The sequence below is a fragment of the Bacillus sp. RO2 genome (genome assembly GCF_012911845.1).
Classification (GTDB): Bacteria; Bacillota; Bacilli; order Bacillales; family Bacillaceae_I; genus Sutcliffiella_A.
In genome coordinates, this window is the sequence record NZ_JAAXCU010000043.1 from 40,718 (window position 1) to 57,961 (window position 17,244).

Below are 17,244 nucleotides of genomic sequence, written 5' to 3' on the forward strand. Positions count from 1 at the left end.
AAAAACTCTCGTCGTGTCCTATTTTTTATCAAAAAAGTTTCGAACCATACTAAAGACCCAGTCTCTATATGCCGAAATATAAATAAAGAGAGAAAACGAAAGTGACTATTTGTGCAAACGGTTTCATCTAAAAGGGTGTAGGAGGTATAAAAATGGGGAGTATGAGGAAAAAACTTTTAGTTTTAACTTTATTAATCGGAAGCATCGGCTTGGCAGCATCCATTGTTATTTGGGTGAATAGCATGCAGGTGCAAAAGGGGATCAGTGAGTTAGATGAGATTACCAAGATCAATGAGAGTTATTTTGAACTGGTGCAATCTTATCAAAGCACATTGGCCGATATGTACTTTGTTGTATCAAGTGGATACTCCAAAACGCATGTTGAAAAAATTGAGAAAAACTTAGAGCAAACCGAAAAAAAGCTCCAGGACTTCGAGCCATATTTTAAGGAATTTGAGGAATTTGGTCAGCTGAAGCAGTATTTTGTTGTTTCACATGAAACATTGTCAAAACAATTCGACATCATTAGCGATGTTTCGAATGCAGCCAACATGGATCGCGTTCGAATCACGACATCAGAGGACCTTGCGAAAGCCAGAAATCAAATAGAGCGTGCCAATGATAGTGGCATGCAGTTTCTACAGGCTTTTAATGATGAAAATAGACAGGTCATTCAGGATAAAGTAACTTCAACCGAGCTATGGACATTAGTGACGCTGGGTATCCTTGTATTGGTTCCTATTTTTGCTCTTTTATTGTTCAGAAGTGCATTCAACAAGGGAGTCAACCAGGTTCTTGGTCGCGTGAAGGCCTATCAAGAGGGGGACTTTTTATATGAGACAGAGCAATCTTCTTTTAGAAAAGATGAGTTTGGACAGATCGAAACTTCTCTCACCATCATGGGGCAAAATATAGAGCGACTTATGCAAGGGAGTATTGGTGCAAACCAACGCCTTCAGCTTGTCATGAAAGAGCTCTTGGTCGCAGCGGAACAGAATTTAGAAGAATCAGCTGAGATTAAACAGCGGTCTGAACAAGTAACCGAAAAAGTGTCCATGCAGTATGAAGGGACGACGGCAATATCTGCCGTAACAGAGCAGGCTTCCGCCAGTACACAGGAGATTTACAGCATTGTTGATGAAATGAAACGCAACCTAGAAGCAATGGAAAGCCTATCGAAAAGAGGGGCACAATCCTTAAAACAGATGGTGGCAGACATGCATCAATCTTCGAAGGAGACCGAGACGATTGTAGATCGTTTTACCAAAATAAAAGTAGATATTGATGAAGCGAACAGTTTCCTCAAAGGAATAACAGAGATTACAACACAGACCAATTTGCTTGCCCTTAATGCCTCCATTGAAGCGGCAAGGGCAGGGGAGGCTGGAAAAGGATTTGCTGTGGTGGCAGAAGAAATTAGAAAGCTATCCGGCCAAACTGATCTTTTTTCCAAGCAAATTAACGGCATTACTGGCCGCATTCAAGAAGATACCAATGAAGTCCTGAGAGAATTCCAGCTTTTCAAAGAAACAATCGAGCAGACGAACGAAAAAAATGAAGCGTCCGCCATGCTGTTCCAAAAAATCGCTACAAATAGCGGGGCATTGCTGGAGCAGGGAACTCATATTACGGTGACTATGGAAGAAATCAGTCAAGGAGTAAATGAGATCGTCCATTCGGTAAATGACTTGGTTGCATCCTCATCTGAACTAACAGAGGAGATGGAAGAGGTCGTAAAGGCTGCAGATCATCAAGTTGACCTATCGAATAACATGAGACGCACGGTCGATACGGTGAAAGAGACCGCCGAAGATTTGGCAGCCAACATTGCATCCATAAACATGAATAAATCGTGAACATAAAGCCTGTGGAGGGGATTCTCCGCAGGTTTTATATTTTATGGGCAGATGGAAAATGGTAGAATGGAGGTTGGACAAGAAAGGATTCGAGAGGAAAGGGTGGGGAGCATGGCCAAACGTATTAATTGCTTAAAATGCAAGCATTACTATGTCACGTGGGATGCCAAGTTTCCAAAAGGCTGTCGCGCATTCGGTTTCAAGACAAACCAGTTGCCTTCCGTTGCCGTGTTTCGTTCTTCCGGAAGTCCTTGTTTGAAGTTTGATGCAAAAGATTCACCAATAAAACCCGGCCAGAACGGGTATTATGTGTAAAAGGAGTTCACTATGAAAAAAATAAATTACCTTCCATGGATTATCGGCATTTCCATCGCGGTAAATGCACTGGTTGTCGTGCTGTTTTTCCTTCCTCAATATGAAGGGTTAGCGCACGTCGATTTAACATTTTTACCGATGATGAACGCAATTTTTAACAGCTTTACTTTTGTTTTTTTGGTATGTGCCTTAATTGCCATCAAAAAGAAAAATATAACGGTCCATCGTCGCTTCATATTGGCGGCATTTTCATCCACCACCTTGTTTTTAGTTACATATGTAACCTATCATTCCTTAACAGAGTCTACTCCATTTGGCGGGGAAGGAATTATTCGTTCCATCTACTTCTTTATATTATTAACTCACATCGTGTTGGCTGTCGTAATCGTCCCTCTGGCGTTGTACTCCTTGGCTACAGGGCTAAGCATGCATAAAGAACGACACCGGAAGATTGCGCGCTGGACCATGCCATTATGGTTATATGTAAGCTTGACAGGTGTTATTGTGTACTTCATGATATCGCCGTATTATTAAACATTATTGGATCTGAGAAAAAGGAGGGAAGAAGGATGAGCATTACGCTGAATAAGGTTCTCGCACGCTTGGAGTCGGAACTGGAACGGGCCATAGATACTGGAAATGTGCAAAAAAAGCGGGAGCACCTTGCTGCGATAAAATCCCTGTGTGAGTTGGCGTTGGAAACGGAATCGGAAGGGGATGCGCTAACTGCGACAAGGACTGCATCACAACCAGCTGCGGCATCAACGGCTCGTAGCATCCAAAGGGCGCCAATATCATTCGAACAAGCGGCACCAATCTACACCCCGCCAACACAACCACCAACCATCACAAACGCCCCGTCCAAACCAATCAAAGAAGATGACGCAAACGGGGACTCACTGTTTGATTTTTAAGAGAAGGGGTCAGACCCCTCTTTGACCATTTAAAGGGTTAAAGAGAGGTTTTTATTGTTCTTTAAGGGTTTCTCCCCACAACTTACCATACTAAAAACGGCGTTGTAACTTAAACTATAAACACCCCAGTAAGTAATGGAGGTGTTTTACATGCCTGGTGGTACAGAGGGAACGATGTTGGGTTTGGCGGCGTATGTGAACAGCAATTTTGATTCATCGACAAAGCTTGCTCACGATCGTTACGAAGTTTATGTAAATGGTGACTTTGTTGGGCAGAAGAACTTGCTCTCCGCAAGAGAAGACGTCACAAGTGTCAATGAATTCTTACATTCACATGGATATAATGACTTTTTGTCTAACATAGATGGTGATCATTATCATATACAAACGGAAAAGAAAGAAAGGGAGCTCAAACAGGCTCTGCAGATTTATCTTCATTCTAGATAATTCATAAATGCCCTAATCGCTTTGCTTGCTGGAGCGGTAGGGTGTTTTTTTATTTGGTGTGGCGAGAAGTGAACATTATGTGTACTTACATATCATATTGCGGGTTGCGGTTTAGTGTCCCGCTTGGTCAGGAGAAGCTAATACTATATAATTCATTATATTGAAGAAATATAACAGACCTTTTGAAAGGTGGAAAACTGACATGAATTTATTTATCATCCTTGCAGCAATTAACGGGTTTTTGGCAGTGGCTCTCGGGGCATTTGGAGCCCACGGACTTGAAGGAAAAGTATCTGAAAGAATGATTGAGATCTGGAAAACAGGTGTCACGTACCAAATGTTCCATGCCGGCGGCCTTTTTGTGGTGGCGCTTCTAATGGAACGCTTTAGCAATACAGGCCTATTGAGCTCGGCAGGTTGGTCCTTCCTCATCGGAATCGTCCTATTCTCCGGAAGCCTGTACATCCTAACCCTATCCGGCGTAAAAATACTCGGAGCCATCACCCCACTAGGCGGCGTAGCCTTCCTCATTGGCTGGGTGCTAATCATTATTGCGGCGGTGAAAGGATAAGGGGTTTTGAACGAAGGGTTTAGGTTATTGCGTTGAAGTTTTAAAGAGGTAAAGAGGTAAAGGGGTAAAGAGGGGTCTGACCCGCTGTGCGTTAATGCGTTAACACACAGCATCGTCAGACCCCTTTATTAATTATTCTTTAACTTGTTACTATCTTGGTTGGTATTGGGTTAGGCCTTGGCCGCCGCTGTTGAATGGGTATTCGTAGTCTAGTTCTTCATCAAATGTGATGTAGTCTAGGTAGACCATTAGAAGAAGATAACGTTTGCCGGTTTGCGGATCACTTAGGATGATATGATCACGTCCTGCCGCTTCGATAATTCCTTTGAAAATTTTGGCGTTCCATTCCCTGTTGTTCTCAAACGTCATGTACACAGTTGCCAGCTTACCGCGATTTAAGCGAAGAATATTTTCAATATAGGATTGTTCTAGCGGCAACATGCCTGGAATATCCTGACCACCTTGCTGACCGCCGGATTGAAATTGTGTAGGATAAGACGGTATGCCTGTTTGCTGCCCTGCAACTTGCTGTTGCTGAGGTTGTTGTTGTTGCATTTGCTGCATCGGAAAACCTCCACCTCCACCGCCGCCATACCACTGTTGCCCATAGTTTCTGTAATAGGATGAGTAAGGATCTGCTCCGTACCCCGCAGAAAAAGGGGCACCTGCTGCCTGTGAAAACTGTTGATTCATCTGTCATTCCCTCCTCAAAACTTTTATCTGCTTCATTGTGAGAAATAACCCCCATCTCCATGCCCATACCCATCGCTCGGGCTGAAAAGGGTGCTATAGTTCAAAAGATTAAGTCGCACTACTTGATTGTATGAATTTTTAAGAAGGAATATGACAGGGGTGAGTAGGGTGGGAAGATCTAAGACTGATGCGGTGAGTTATTATATATTTCGGTAGGAGAGAAGGCGTCTCTACGCCAGAAAAAGAAGTGAACCGGGAATTTCGGTAGGAGAGAAGGCGTCTCTATGCCCAAAAAAGAAGTGAATTGGGAATTTTGGTAGGAGAGAAGGCGTCTCTACGCCCGAAAAAGAAGTGAATTGGGAATTTTGGTAGGAGAGAAGGCGTCTCAACGCCCGAAAAAGAAGTGAGCCGTAAATTTCGGTAAGAGAGAAGGTGTCTCTACGCCCGAAAAAGAAGTGAGCCGTAAATTTTGGTAGGAGAGAAAGCGTCTCTACGCCCGAAAAAGAAGTGAATCGGGATTTTCGGTAGAAGAGAAGGCGTCTCAACGCCCGAAAAAGAAGTGAGCCGTAAATTTGGGTAAGAGAGAAGGTTTCTCAACGCCCGAAAAAGAAGTGAGCCGTAAATTTCAGTAGGAGAGAGCGACGTAATCCAGGCACAAAAAAACGCCAAGCCACCAATCTGGAAATCCAACCGGGCGACTTGACGTCAACTACCATATTTTATTTTACACATGCAAGAAAGAGTATACGCGATCCTCTTCCAGCAGGTTTCCTACATAGAATGCACCAAATTCACCAAAGCGTGCACTTACTTCGTCAAAACGCATTTCATACACAAGCTTCTTGAACTGAAGTGCTTCGTCCGCAAACAAAGTTACGCCCCACTCGTAATCGTCGAAACCGACAGAACCAGTGATGACCTGCTTCACTTTTCCAGCATACTGACGGCCGATCATGCCGTGGCTGCGCATCATGCGGCGACGGTCTTCCATCGGCAGCATGTACCAGTTGTCTTCTCCGTTACGGCGCTTGTCCATCGGATAGAAGCAGACATGCTTCGCTTTTGGCAATTCAGGGTATAGTCTAGCAAGGATTTGCGGATTCTGATACGGGTCCTCGCCTTCTGGTAAGTAGTTGCTAAGCTCCACAATCGACACATAAGAGTGCACAGGGATTGTGTATTGAGCTAAAGTTGTTTTATTAAATTCGTTTTCGATGTCATTCAACTCTTCTAACGTCGGACGTAGAAGCATCATCATGAAGTCCGCTTTCTGACCCACGATGGAGTACAATGCGTGACTTCCGTTCTTTTCTAACTGAACTGTGTTCCACTTTTCCACAAGTCCAAGGAATTCATTAATAGCCGTTTGGCGTTCTTCGCTAGAAAGCGTCTTCCAAAGGGACCAATCTACTGTACGAAAATCATGGAGGCAATACCAGCCATCCAATGTTTGAGCTGCTTCACTCATTACAATCACTCCTTAACAAGATTGTGTATGTATCCTTCCTTACTATATCACAGTTTCCCCATGACTTCCTGTAAGTAAAACTCTGAAATTGTGAAAGCTTCATGAATAGGAAAGGTCAGCACAGATACAATAGTAGGGCATAGATGGAGCAGTTTTTTTAGAAAATAAAGACTTTTTTCTGTAAGCGATAACAATAGAGGGTACCAGTTGCTTTTCCATGTTGAAGGAGTATCCTAAACAATAGAAGCAAAAATAAAGCGGATTAAGGAGTGACCTTTGTGAGCGATTTATTTCAAACATTAAAAGACAAAGTAGCAGGAAAAGATATCAAGATTGTATTTCCAGAAGGAAACGACGAGCGTGTATTAACGGCGGTTGCCCGTTTGGCTGCGGAAAACATGGTTAAACCAATTGTAGTGGGAGATTTGGACGAGATTAACGGACTTGCTTCCGAGTTGAAGTTAACATTGGACGGCGTGGAAATTTATGATCCAAAATCATACGAAAATATGGACGAGCTTGTAGCGTCATTTGTAGAGCGTCGTAAAGGAAAAGCGACTGAAGAGGATGCACGAAAAATCTTGTTGAACCCTAACTATTTCGGCACGATGCTAGTACACGTAGACCGTGCGCAGGGGCTTGTAAGTGGAGCGGCGCATTCAACGGCTGACACAGTGCGACCGGCATTACAAATCATTAAAACAAAAGAAGGTGTACGCAAGACTTCTGGTGTGTTCATCATGGTCCGTAACGACGAGAAGTATGTATTTGCAGACTGCGCGATCAACATTTCCCCAGACAGCAACGACCTTGCAGAAATCGCAGTGGAAAGTGCGGCAACAGCGAACATGTTCGGTATCGAGCCAAAAGTGGCGATGCTAAGCTTCTCTACAAAAGGATCTGCAAAATCTTCTGAAACAGAACGTGTAGTAGAGGCGGCGCGTATCGCTTCCGAACGCGCACCAGAACTTGTGGTGGACGGAGAATTCCAATTTGACGCGGCATTCGTACCATCTGTTGCGGAAAAGAAAGCACCAGGCTCTAAAATTCAAGGAGACGCAAACGTATTCGTATTCCCAAGCCTAGAAGCAGGAAACATTGGCTACAAAATTGCCCAACGCCTAGGAAACTTCGAAGCAGTGGGACCAATCCTGCAAGGCCTAAACAAACCAGTAAACGACCTATCCCGCGGCTGCAGCGTAGAAGACGTCTACAAACTAGCACTAATCACAGCAGGACAAGCAGTGAACTAACAAACAAACGTGTATGCTCATTGCATGCTCGTAAAAAACAACAAAAAAAAGAGGTATGTGCTTTGGCGGCACATACCTCTTTTAAGTATTCGACGGAAAGAAGCAAAACCCTTTGGGGGTCTGACCCCCAAAGGGTATTTTTTTCTCCCAAAGCATGTATTATAATGCTAATGAAGCTTTTTAGTACGGATTTTAAGAGGAGCATTAATAATTATGGTAGAACCAACAGAACCAACAGAACCAATTTACACGCCTGCGTTGCAGTTGTTGAAGCAGCCGAGCTGGCGAATTATAGATCAGTCTTCTTTAGGGACAAATTTTCATGCATTGCAATCTTTTGCGATGGATGACACTTTATGCACCGCTGTTGGCAAAGGGGATAGCGGAGCGGCATGTCGGACGTGGGTGCACCATAACACGGTCGTTTTAGGTATTCAAGACACACGCCTCCCTCATTTACAAACAGGGATTGATTATCTGAACAGTCAAGGCTATGAGGTAATTGTCAGGAATTCAGGTGGACTTGCAGTCGTCCTTGACCAAGGAGTCCTGAATATTTCCCTTGTTTTTCCGGAAGGAGAGAAGGCAATTGATATCAATCGTGGGTATGATGCCATGTGGGAGCTGACAAAGCATATGTTCCGCGATAAGCCATACAATATGGAAGCCAAGGAAATTGTCGGTTCCTATTGTCCTGGTAGCTACGACCTTAGCATTGATGATAAAAAGTTTGCAGGTATCTCTCAGCGCCGTATACGTGGTGGAGTGGCTGTTCAAATTTACTTATGCATCGACGGAAGCGGATCAGAGCGAGCAAAAATGATTGGAGAGTTCTACAAACGCTCCCTTCAAGGCGAATCAACTAAATTTGCTTTCCCTACCATTGTGCCAAATGTGATGGCGTCCTTAACAGAACTCACAGGTCAAAATCTAACCGTACAAGATGTGATGCTGCGTCTTCTTACCTCTCTGAAAGAGATAAGCGGTACTATCTTCGCCAACACCCTCCAAGGCCAAGAATTAGATTTGTACGAACAATACTACACAAGAATCCTGGAACGGAACGAAAAAGTACTGGGAGAAAAATAAAAAAGGGTTTGACCCCACTTTAACGCATTAACGTAAGTGGGGTCAGACCCCTTTTATATCTATTCCGCCAGTTTCTCCAGGTTACCGTTGCGGTCCATCATGAATTTGGATGGGACGTGTTCTTCTTCGTCGAAGAGGACTAGTTTGCGGGCTCGGTTCATGATTTTCATGAGTGTTTCGTAGTCTTCTTGGACAGTGACTTGTTCGTCTTGCAGTTTTTGGACGCGTTTTTCCAATTCGTTGTTGGCACGCGCGAGCTCGGCGTTCTCTTTTACTAATCTCTCATTTTCTTGTTGTAGAGCGCTAGTATGAACGTTTGAGTGTTTCATGGTTTGTAAGAAACTTATTACTTGCTCCATGGATAAAGAAGATCCCATTCCCATGTTGCCACTGCCGTAGCCTGCAAAAGATGGTTGAGTTTTCAGTTCAGCTGCTCTTCTTTCTACTCTTGTCTGTGGTACATTCAGAGGCTGTTTGACCTCAAATGAGTCAAGCTGTCTTTCTTCCATCTGCTCCAAGACAAACGGTAACTCTTCATTCACTACAGTCTCAGGTGGCGTGTACAATAGCTTCTTCGTAGGCTGCCCAAGCGCACGTTGACGTTGTTTTCGCTGCTTTTTTGCAAGTTGCAGTGCCTTTTCATAATCATGTCGCACCACCGCGTTCCAGCGGAATCCACATGCAGCGGATGTGCGGTTCAGTTTGTCGCCTACTTCTTCAAATGCATTCAACTGGGTGCTTCCTTCACGGACATGGCGCAGAACGGTTTCTGCTAGCAATAAATCATTTTCTTCAGACCAAGCATCTTGACGATCTTTCATATATAATCCAACTCCCTTATCTAATCATCGTTCTGTCTATATTTTTGACGGAGAAAAAAATATTTATACATATTCATAGAAAAAATTACTAGATTGTTATCTGTCAGTATTTCGCCAAGAATCTCATAGAAAACGAACTTGCATTGTCCATGGATTCCCTGTAAAATACCTTTTAGCTAATGAACGATAAAGTGATTTCATTCACTTTTTGAATAGAAAGGGCTGTGTAGAACCATGGCAAATGAGTTTCGCATTTGTGATGACTGCGATGCTACCAACGTGAAAACCTTGATCCCTAAACTTAAAAAAGTGGACGAGGGAGCATGTGTGGAAGTGGGCTGTCAATCCTATTGCGGGCCGGGAAGAAAGAAGTCGTTTGCATTCGTAAACAACCGTCCTGTCTCCGCCCCAACAGAAGATGAACTAATTGAAAAAATAGTAAAAAAGCTAAAGAAATAAAAAATCGCCTCTGTATCCCTGCATAGGTGATTTTTTATTCGCCTTTTCTAGAAAAAAACAAGACTAAGAGGCAACGAAGTAGGGTAAACCCTTAGAGGGAGTTTCCCCTGTTAGGCGGAGTGCAGGGTGTTCGACTCCGGAGGGGAGATAGCGGTAGACTTGAGACCCCACAGGCGAAGCCGAGGAGGCTCAAGCACCACCTTAGGATAAGCGCGCACCCGGAACGCAGACTAACAGGTGTTTAACCAAACCCCACCTTTTCTTGTAAAATATTTACGATATAATAGAGTTAGATAAATATTATGCCGAAAATAAAGAGGTCAATGAAATGAGTTATGCAACCGAAAAACTGAGTGAAGAAAAGGTGTTTAAGGACCCTGTGCACAGGTATGTCCATGTGCGCGACAGGGTTGTTTGGGATTTGATTGGGACAAGGGAATTTCAGCGTTTGCGCCGAATTCGCCAGCTTGGTACCACCTATTTGACTTTCCACGGTGCTGAGCATAGCAGACTGAACCATTCATTGGGAGTATACGAGATTGTCCGCCGCATCATTGATGACGGGTTTGAAGGAAGACAGGACTGGAATCCGGATGATCGTCTTTTATGTCTTTCCGCTGCCTTGCTGCATGACTTGGGACATGGTCCTTTTTCCCATTCCTTTGAAAAAGTGTTCCACTTGGATCATGAAGATTTTACCCAAGCTATCATTCTTGGGGACACGGAAGTAAACGCCGTCCTTAAAAAAGTCCATAAGGATTTTCCAAAAGATGTGGCCGAGGTCATCGCCAAAACATATAAAAATAAATTGGTAGTCAGCATGATTTCCAGTCAGATTGATGCCGATCGTATGGACTATCTGCAGCGTGACGCTTATTTTACAGGAGTCAGTTACGGGCATTTCGATATGGAACGAATTCTGCGTGTCATGCGCCCTAGAGAGGACCAAGTTGTTATTAAGTCTAGCGGGATGCATGCAGTGGAAGATTATATCATGAGCCGCTATCAAATGTACTGGCAGGTTTATTTTCACCCTGTAACAAGAAGTGCAGAAGTTATTTTGACGAAGATTTTGCACCGTGCGAAACAATTACATCAAGAATATTACACCTTTAAATATCATCCTGTTCATTTTTACTCTCTTTTTGAGGAAGAAATTTCAGTTGAGGACTACATAAAGCTTGATGAAGCAGTGATTATGTATTATTTCCAATCCTGGCAGGAAGAAGAAGATTCGATATTAAGTGACTTATGTCGACGATTTATGAACAGGAATTTGTTTAAATACGTCGAATTTAATCCTAATAAGCAAATGATGGACTTGATGGAACTGACAAGTCTCTTTAAGAAAGCGGGCATCGACCCTGCATACTATCTAGTGGTGGACTCCTCGTCCGACTTGCCGTATGACTTTTACCGTCCGGGAGAAGAAGAGGAGCGCCTTCCGATTCACCTGCTTATGCCAAACGGGGATGTGCGTGAGCTATCGAGGGAATCTGAGATTGTGGATGCCATATCCGGCAAAAGAAGAACCGATCACAAGCTTTATTTTCCACAAGACATGCTAGAAGATTTAACGACTAAAAAAACGGCAAAGAAAAAAATCAGAGAGATACTAGGAATATAGGCAACGGATAAGGTTAGGAGATGAAAGGGTTTGTTGACAGATCACGCAAAATTAATGAAGGTGTTTGCATCTGCAGGTGAAGTCATTGGGAGAAAAAAGCTGCAGAAAATGGTGTATATAGCCAAAAAGCTAAACTACCCATTTTATGAAAAGTACAATTTCCATTTTTACGGACCATACTCGGAAGAAGTGACATTAAGAGTGGAAGAGCTCTGCAATCTCGGCTTTTTAAGCGAGCTAAAAGAGAACAAGGGTGGCTACTCGCAATATCGCTATTCGCTGACGGAAAACGGGGAGGAGTTTCTCACACACTACGATCTGGAAATGCCGCACCTGAACGAGTGCATGACCAAGATGAATGAACAGAGCTCCCGCTTTTTAGAGCTTGTTTCCACGGTGCTATTCTTTGAGAACCTACCGCGGGAAGAGGTTAAGGAGAAAGTCTTTACGCTGAAAAGCAAGCAGCGATATACAGAGGACGAAGTGAACGAGGCCTACGACTATATCGAAAGCCTTCGTGCATGCATCACACAATAATTGTAAGAAGCCCAAGAGGATGGTTGGATCCTTTTGGGCTTTTTGTATACGGAAAAAATGCAAAAGTTACAATAAACTCTGAAAAAGTTACAATCATCACCTGAAAAGTCACAATCCCCCTCAGAAAAGTCACAATAACGGCGGAAAAAGTCACAATAACCAGAAATGGTCCTCTGAAATGGCAAAATTTCTTCTGATAGACCCACCCACAACAAGACAACAGGCTTACCTCCACCCAAAAAAGGGAATGCTACCTATAAAAAGCCGGCAAAAAGGGGAGCAGCATACATATGGAAAAGTGGACCTTAAGAGCAAGAAAGGAAATATGGTTTGTGCCAAGCCTTTATGCATTGGCAAGTCTTATCCTAACAGCGATTGTTATAATGGTAGACATCGTTTTTGCGGATTCGGTACAGAACTACCTTCCGAAAATATTTTTCACTAACGTCGACCTGAGCACCACCATCTTGAGCTCGATTGCGACCGCAATTCTCACGATGACGACCATTTCGTTTTCCACTATCATGGTGGTGCTGACCACCTATTCGAGTCAGTTCTCCCCAAGGACCCTGCAAGATTTCATGACAGAAAAGACAACCTTGCGTGTACTTGGTGTGTTTGTCGGTTCCTTTATTTATTCGGTGCTGTCCTTATTGTTCATGAAAGATTGGTTAGATGATCAGCGAGTGTTAGCGTCAGGAGTTGGCGTGATTCTCGCCGTGATTTGTGTAGGATACTTTGTCTTTTTCATTCACCATGTCGCACGCTCCATCCAGGTCAGCAAGCTTATTGAGAGGCTTATGAAAGAAGGGCTTGCTACAGTAAAAAAGAAAAAACTTCTCTATAAAGCCGAAAAAATACTTTTTGAAAAGCTAGATGTTTCAGCGTCCTCTTTTCAAGAAAAAATAGAACTCACTCCAAAAGCCACAGGGTATGTGCAAGTCATCGATGCAGAGGGGTTGGCAGCCAAGGCGAAGGAGCAAGGTTTTCAGGTTGTTTTCAATAAACGCATTGGTGACTTTGTAACGGAACGAAGCGTGATCGCCATGGTTTATTTTACAAAAGATAAACCAGAAGACGTGGACTTGACCGCTTTCATCGAGGTGGGAGAAGAGCGTACGCCGCTTCAAGACGGGGAATTTGCCTTGCAGAAACTCGCGGAAGTGGCCCTGCGAGCAATATCTCCAGGGATAAACGACCCTAATACAGCCAATAACTGCATTCGGTATATGAGCAGGCTGCTGATCGATTTTGGGGAGGTCGATTCAGACGCTATTACTTACCTGGATGAAGAGAAAGAGAAACGGGTGGCGATTCCGCAACGGACCTTTGAAGAAATCCTGTATACAGGGTTTTATCAGATTAGAATTTACGGAGAAAGGGATATTTCAGTTGTACTCACAATTTTGGAGTGCCTGATTCTTATCGCCGAGGGAAGCAATCAGGAGATCAAGGAAAAGGTTAAAAATATATGGGAGTTTTTAGTAGAAAGCATTAAAGAGGAATATTTCGAGCCGCTTGATATAAAAATGGTAGAGGAAAAGAAGAAAAAATTAAGTGAGTTACTAAACTAACAAAGGGATTCGAAAGCCTGTCCGAATCCCTCTTAATTATTATTGATCGCTTAATCGCTTGCCGCCAACCGCATAGTGACCCTTTGTCATCTCTTCAATAAAGACGACGATTTTCTCTTCTGGTGCACCGGTCGTTTCGCTGACAGCAGCTGTCACTTTTTCCACCAACGCTTTTTTCTGTTCCTCACTTCGGCCTTCAAGCATCTTCACTGTTACATATGGCATTTACCAATCGCTCCTTTGAATGTTTTTAACTCTCCCGTAAATTATTGTATAATGAAAAGAAAAGCGCAAGCGGCAGGATCGGTTTTGCCGCTACAGCTATACATAAGACAAGGGGGCTAGAATATGGATCAGGAAAAAAAGAAAAAACCAATTGGCTTTAATATTATAAAAAATGACCCGACAGACGGGCACGGAGGATTTGGGATCGGGGCATTGAGCCTTGATAATGTGTCACCTGTGTTTGTAGATGTGGAGGGTGGGGAAGCTTTTGTCGATATCGGTGCAATGCATGCCCGCAGTACGGTAGAGCGTGGAATTAAGTTCCTTCCTAACAAAGAGGACGTGCCGAACGGAAAACCTTACTGGCTTGTGTGGGTAACTATCGACCGCAAGCAGGAAGGGCCATATTATGCAGGAGTGACAGCGTGTGAAATGACGGTGGATCGTGAAATTCGCCGAGGTTACAAGTCCCTGCCAGAGCACGTGAATAAAATGGATAAGTCCATGAAACGCCATATTATGGTGGAGCATATGGATGACCATTCTAAAGCTATTTTGCAAAACTATTTGGAGTCTTATGATAGTGGAATGTGGGAACGAGCTTCTGATGAACTTAAAAAACAATTAGCAACAAACTAGTTTGTCAAGGGGATATCAAAAATAAAGATGTGACATTTTTTTGAATGTTCGACTCTACCCACTTGAGTTATTACGACAAAAAAAGTAAAATTATACTCACATGTGTAGAACACATGGAAAGCTAGGACACCTAAAACCCCCGGGAGACATCCCGGGGGTTTTAACTTTTTTAGGATACTATTATAATAATCTCACTTAACTCCCTTATGATTTCCGTTCCAGGTGTTCGCTTTCCTAGGGGCGGTGCTTGAGCCTCCTCACAACGGTTCAGGGGTCTCGAGCTACCGCTATCTCCCTCAGGACAAGGAAGGCTACGTCAGCAATTCATCGCACGAAGAAAATGCGTTAGCATTTTCGACGAGTCTCACACCTTGCACTACAATCATAAGGGGGAATTTTATAACACTACATCCAAGGAACAAATCGTTTCCACCATTTTTTATCTTCTTCTTTTGGCTGCTCTTCAGGGATTGCTTCTTCCTCTTTTACATCTTCTAGATGAGCCATACAGTATTCGGTTGGTTCGGTTCCTTTAATATAATAGCTTAGCCTTGAAACCGGACAGTCGCTTGTGGCAAGAAGGCCGCTCTCCGGATTGACCTGCACCCCGACAACTCCTTCTGTTGGTGCAAATGCCACAACAGATTTATTGTCGAGCGCGCGCTCCATGAATCCTGCCCATAAATTTTTTGCATAGTGTTTTTCCGCCCAAAGCGTAATGGATTGATCACGATCATAGCCTGTCCAGACAGCACTGACCAGCTGCGGGGTGTACCCAATCATCCAGCTGTCCGTTTCTGTGGATCCCGATTTTCCGGCATAAGGCCTTGTCAGCTTGTCGAGAATCGCATTTCCGGTTACGGCCATATAGCCGTTCAAAGCCGGATCGAACATTCCGGTCATCATATGATTCAGGACAAATGTTACATCAGGATCAAGTAATTGCTTCGTTTCTTTTTCCCGCTCATAAAGGATTTCTCCCTTGTAATTCACTACTTTCTCAATAAAAACAGGCTTCACTTCTTTTCCACCATTCGCAAAAACACTGTAGGCATTGGCCATGTCGAGTACCCGGACAGGGGAGGTGCCTAATGCAAGAGAAGGGACATCCTTTATTTTGGAACGAATCCCAAGTTTTTTTGCCTGTTTGGTTAATTCTTTTTCGCCGAGCAGCAAGTGTGTTTTTACCGCATAGACGTTATCGGATAGTGGCAAAGCCTGCATCATCGTCAACACATCATTCGCATAGTAATTATTAAAATTGTGCGGCGTGTATTGCGAGCGGCCGTTATCAACTTCAAAGGTTGTCACTTCACTTCTAAAGCCTGTAGATGGCGTGAATCCTTGCTCAAGTGCTCGGTAATAGAGCAGCGGCTTGAAAGTAGAACCCGGCTGCCTTTCTGCCTGTGTCACCCGGTTGTACGGGCTTTCTTCGTAATCTCTTCCGCCTACAAGCGCAAGCACTCTCCCCGTTTTAGGATCCATAGAAACGAACCCGACCTGCATATCAGACTCCGGATCGAACGTTTTCTCCACTTCCTCTTCGGCAATAGCCTGGAGAGTAGGATCCAACGTAGTGTAAATGTGAAGCCCGCCCAGTTCTAATTCTTTCTGCAGACCCAACACATTTCTAATCTCTGCTCGAACAGCATCTTGAAAATAAGGGGCCATAAACTCTTTCGGCAGATGCTCACGATTTCCGTATGTTAGCGGCTGTGCGAGCGCTTCTTCCGCTTCTTTTTTCGTAAGAGAGCCGTTTTCCACCATGGAATGCAAGACAATTTCCTGCCTTTGTCGCGCCCGTTCGCTGTCTGCATAAGGTGAAAAGACGCTTGGACCTTTAGGAATACCGGCAAGCATGCTGGCTTCTGATAATGTCAGCTCTTTCGCAGGCTTGTTAAAATAGTAATAAGACGCCGATTCAATTCCATAAGCGCCATGACCATAGTAGATCGTATTTAAATAGCCTTCAAGAATCTCTTCTTTCGAGTAATTAGCCTCAATCCTAATCGTATAAAGGGCTTCATCCCATTTTCGCTTCCACGTCTTATCGTGAACAAGAAAAAGGTTACGGGCATATTGCTGCGAAATGGTACTAGCTCCTTGAACCTTTGCACGCGCCTTAATATCGGCGAGGATTGCACCACCGATTCGTTTCGGATCAAACCCGTGATGGCTGAAAAAACGCCTGTCTTCCACCGCCACCGTCGCATTTACTAAATAAGGGGAAATGTCCTCGAGCCCGACCCAGTAACGCTTTTCGCCACTATGAGCCTCTCCAATAATGGATCCGTCCTTGCTGTAAAAAATCGACGACTGCGTAACAGAAAGGGGAGGAGCACCCTTGGATTTCGCATAAATCCAAACTCCGCCAACTAATAAAAAGAAAGAGATTGATAGGATAATTCCGATAAAAAGCATGGCACGAATATATTTTATAACCTGCTGAAACCGGTCGTTTGTGATTAATTCCATCTTTCTCAAACCCCCTTTATCTATGACCTCTATCTAATGAAATTTTTATAGTGAAATACCTAAGTTGATTGCAGTGGAAGGCGCGTAGACTTCCGCGGGAGGAAGGGACAGGGGAGACCTCGCACGCTTGTCGAGGAGGCTCCCGGGCCGCCCGCAGAAAAGCGAAGCGCCTGGAATGGAAATCAGCTGTTTAAACGAACATATATCTTCATTCATAAAAAATAGTTTTATTTCCTAGTATGAAATTCTTTGAACCTTTTTAAACATTTGCAGAAAAATAA

18 protein-coding genes are annotated in these 17,244 nt (G+C 43.7%); 13 read left to right on the plus strand and 5 right to left on the minus strand.

Translation table 11 applies throughout. The annotated features are described in order from the left end of the window. The first annotated feature begins 1,217 nt into the window (after positions 1-1,217). The 6 genes from HF078_RS21300 to HF078_RS11945 all read left to right on the plus strand — a co-directional run bounded on the left by HF078_RS21300 (position 1,218) and on the right by HF078_RS11945 (position 4,103). Entirely contained in the window at positions 1,218-1,856 is a 639-nt protein-coding gene (locus HF078_RS21300; protein ID WP_481748016.1) for a methyl-accepting chemotaxis protein, read from the plus strand. 111 nt (positions 1,857-1,967) lie between these two features. After that, positions 1,968-2,171, plus strand: coding sequence for a hypothetical protein (locus HF078_RS11925; protein ID WP_240951740.1), 204 nt, complete (start codon positions 1,968-1,970; stop codon positions 2,169-2,171). A 12-nt stretch (positions 2,172-2,183) separates the two neighbouring features. Then, the gene (locus HF078_RS11930; RefSeq protein ID WP_169291371.1) at positions 2,184-2,705 is read left to right on the plus strand and encodes a DUF420 domain-containing protein; all 522 of its coding nucleotides are present in this window, start codon (positions 2,184-2,186) and stop codon (positions 2,703-2,705) included. 35 nt (positions 2,706-2,740) lie between these two features. Beyond that, entirely contained in the window at positions 2,741-3,085 is a 345-nt protein-coding gene (locus tag HF078_RS11935; protein WP_169291372.1) for a YwdI family protein, read from the plus strand. A gap of 150 nt (positions 3,086-3,235) precedes the next feature. Then, entirely contained in the window at positions 3,236-3,532 is a 297-nt protein-coding gene (locus HF078_RS11940) for a hypothetical protein (RefSeq protein WP_148987165.1), read from the plus strand. Positions 3,533-3,734: 202 nt separating this feature from the next. Beyond that, positions 3,735-4,103 carry a DUF423 domain-containing protein gene (locus HF078_RS11945; RefSeq protein ID WP_169291373.1) on the plus strand — a complete coding sequence of 123 codons (369 nt, stop codon included), beginning with the start codon at positions 3,735-3,737 and terminating at the stop codon, positions 4,101-4,103. Positions 4,104-4,253: 150 nt separating this feature from the next. Here the strand turns inward: HF078_RS11945 and gerQ are convergent, their stop codons facing one another. Beyond that, the gene (gene gerQ, locus HF078_RS11950; RefSeq protein WP_169291374.1) at positions 4,254-4,796 is read right to left on the minus strand and encodes a spore coat protein GerQ; all 543 of its coding nucleotides are present in this window, start codon (positions 4,794-4,796) and stop codon (positions 4,254-4,256) included. A gap of 724 nt (positions 4,797-5,520) precedes the next feature. Next, entirely contained in the window at positions 5,521-6,264 is a 744-nt protein-coding gene (gene hemQ, locus HF078_RS11955) for a hydrogen peroxide-dependent heme synthase (RefSeq protein WP_169291375.1), read from the minus strand. 278 nt (positions 6,265-6,542) lie between these two features. On the opposite strand from hemQ, the gene pta reads away from it, so the two are divergent. Both pta and lipL read left to right on the plus strand, forming a co-directional pair. Continuing rightward, the gene (pta, locus tag HF078_RS11960) at positions 6,543-7,517 is read left to right on the plus strand and encodes a phosphate acetyltransferase (protein ID WP_060664676.1); all 975 of its coding nucleotides are present in this window, start codon (positions 6,543-6,545) and stop codon (positions 7,515-7,517) included. A 213-nt stretch (positions 7,518-7,730) separates the two neighbouring features. Continuing rightward, positions 7,731-8,606 carry an octanoyl-[GcvH]:protein N-octanoyltransferase gene (gene lipL / locus HF078_RS11965; RefSeq protein WP_169291376.1) on the plus strand — a complete coding sequence of 292 codons (876 nt, stop codon included), beginning with the start codon at positions 7,731-7,733 and terminating at the stop codon, positions 8,604-8,606. Positions 8,607-8,665: 59 nt separating this feature from the next. Here lipL and HF078_RS11970 read toward each other — a convergent pair whose 3' ends face one another. Continuing rightward, entirely contained in the window at positions 8,666-9,427 is a 762-nt protein-coding gene (locus tag HF078_RS11970) for an RsfA family transcriptional regulator (protein WP_169291377.1), read from the minus strand. A gap of 234 nt (positions 9,428-9,661) precedes the next feature. Here HF078_RS11970 and HF078_RS11975 point away from each other — a divergent pair, with 234 nt between their 5' ends. From HF078_RS11975 to HF078_RS11990, 4 genes are all read left to right on the plus strand, one after another. Next, complete coding sequence (locus HF078_RS11975) at positions 9,662-9,886, plus strand: YuzB family protein (protein WP_060664674.1); 225 nt, start codon at positions 9,662-9,664, stop codon at positions 9,884-9,886. A 328-nt stretch (positions 9,887-10,214) separates the two neighbouring features. Then, positions 10,215-11,513, plus strand: coding sequence for an HD domain-containing protein (locus HF078_RS11980; RefSeq protein ID WP_169291378.1), 1,299 nt, complete (start codon positions 10,215-10,217; stop codon positions 11,511-11,513). Positions 11,514-11,543: 30 nt separating this feature from the next. Continuing rightward, positions 11,544-12,050 carry a YwgA family protein gene (locus HF078_RS11985; RefSeq protein WP_148987174.1) on the plus strand — a complete coding sequence of 169 codons (507 nt, stop codon included), beginning with the start codon at positions 11,544-11,546 and terminating at the stop codon, positions 12,048-12,050. 290 nt (positions 12,051-12,340) lie between these two features. After that, complete coding sequence (locus tag HF078_RS11990) at positions 12,341-13,624, plus strand: DUF2254 domain-containing protein (RefSeq protein WP_169291379.1); 1,284 nt, start codon at positions 12,341-12,343, stop codon at positions 13,622-13,624. Positions 13,625-13,663: 39 nt separating this feature from the next. Here the strand turns inward: HF078_RS11990 and HF078_RS11995 are convergent, their stop codons facing one another. Next, complete coding sequence (locus HF078_RS11995; RefSeq protein WP_060664670.1) at positions 13,664-13,849, minus strand: 2-hydroxymuconate tautomerase; 186 nt, start codon at positions 13,847-13,849, stop codon at positions 13,664-13,666. Between the two features lie 123 nt (positions 13,850-13,972). Between HF078_RS11995 and HF078_RS12000 the strand changes: the two genes are divergently transcribed. Beyond that, on the plus strand, positions 13,973-14,488 hold the full coding sequence (locus tag HF078_RS12000) for a YwhD family protein (RefSeq protein ID WP_169291380.1): 516 nt from the start codon (positions 13,973-13,975) through the stop codon (positions 14,486-14,488). A gap of 405 nt (positions 14,489-14,893) precedes the next feature. On the opposite strand, the gene HF078_RS12005 is transcribed toward HF078_RS12000, so the two are convergent. Continuing rightward, positions 14,894-16,963, minus strand: coding sequence for a transglycosylase domain-containing protein (locus HF078_RS12005; protein ID WP_169291381.1), 2,070 nt, complete (start codon positions 16,961-16,963; stop codon positions 14,894-14,896). Positions 16,964-17,244 lie beyond the last annotated feature (281 nt).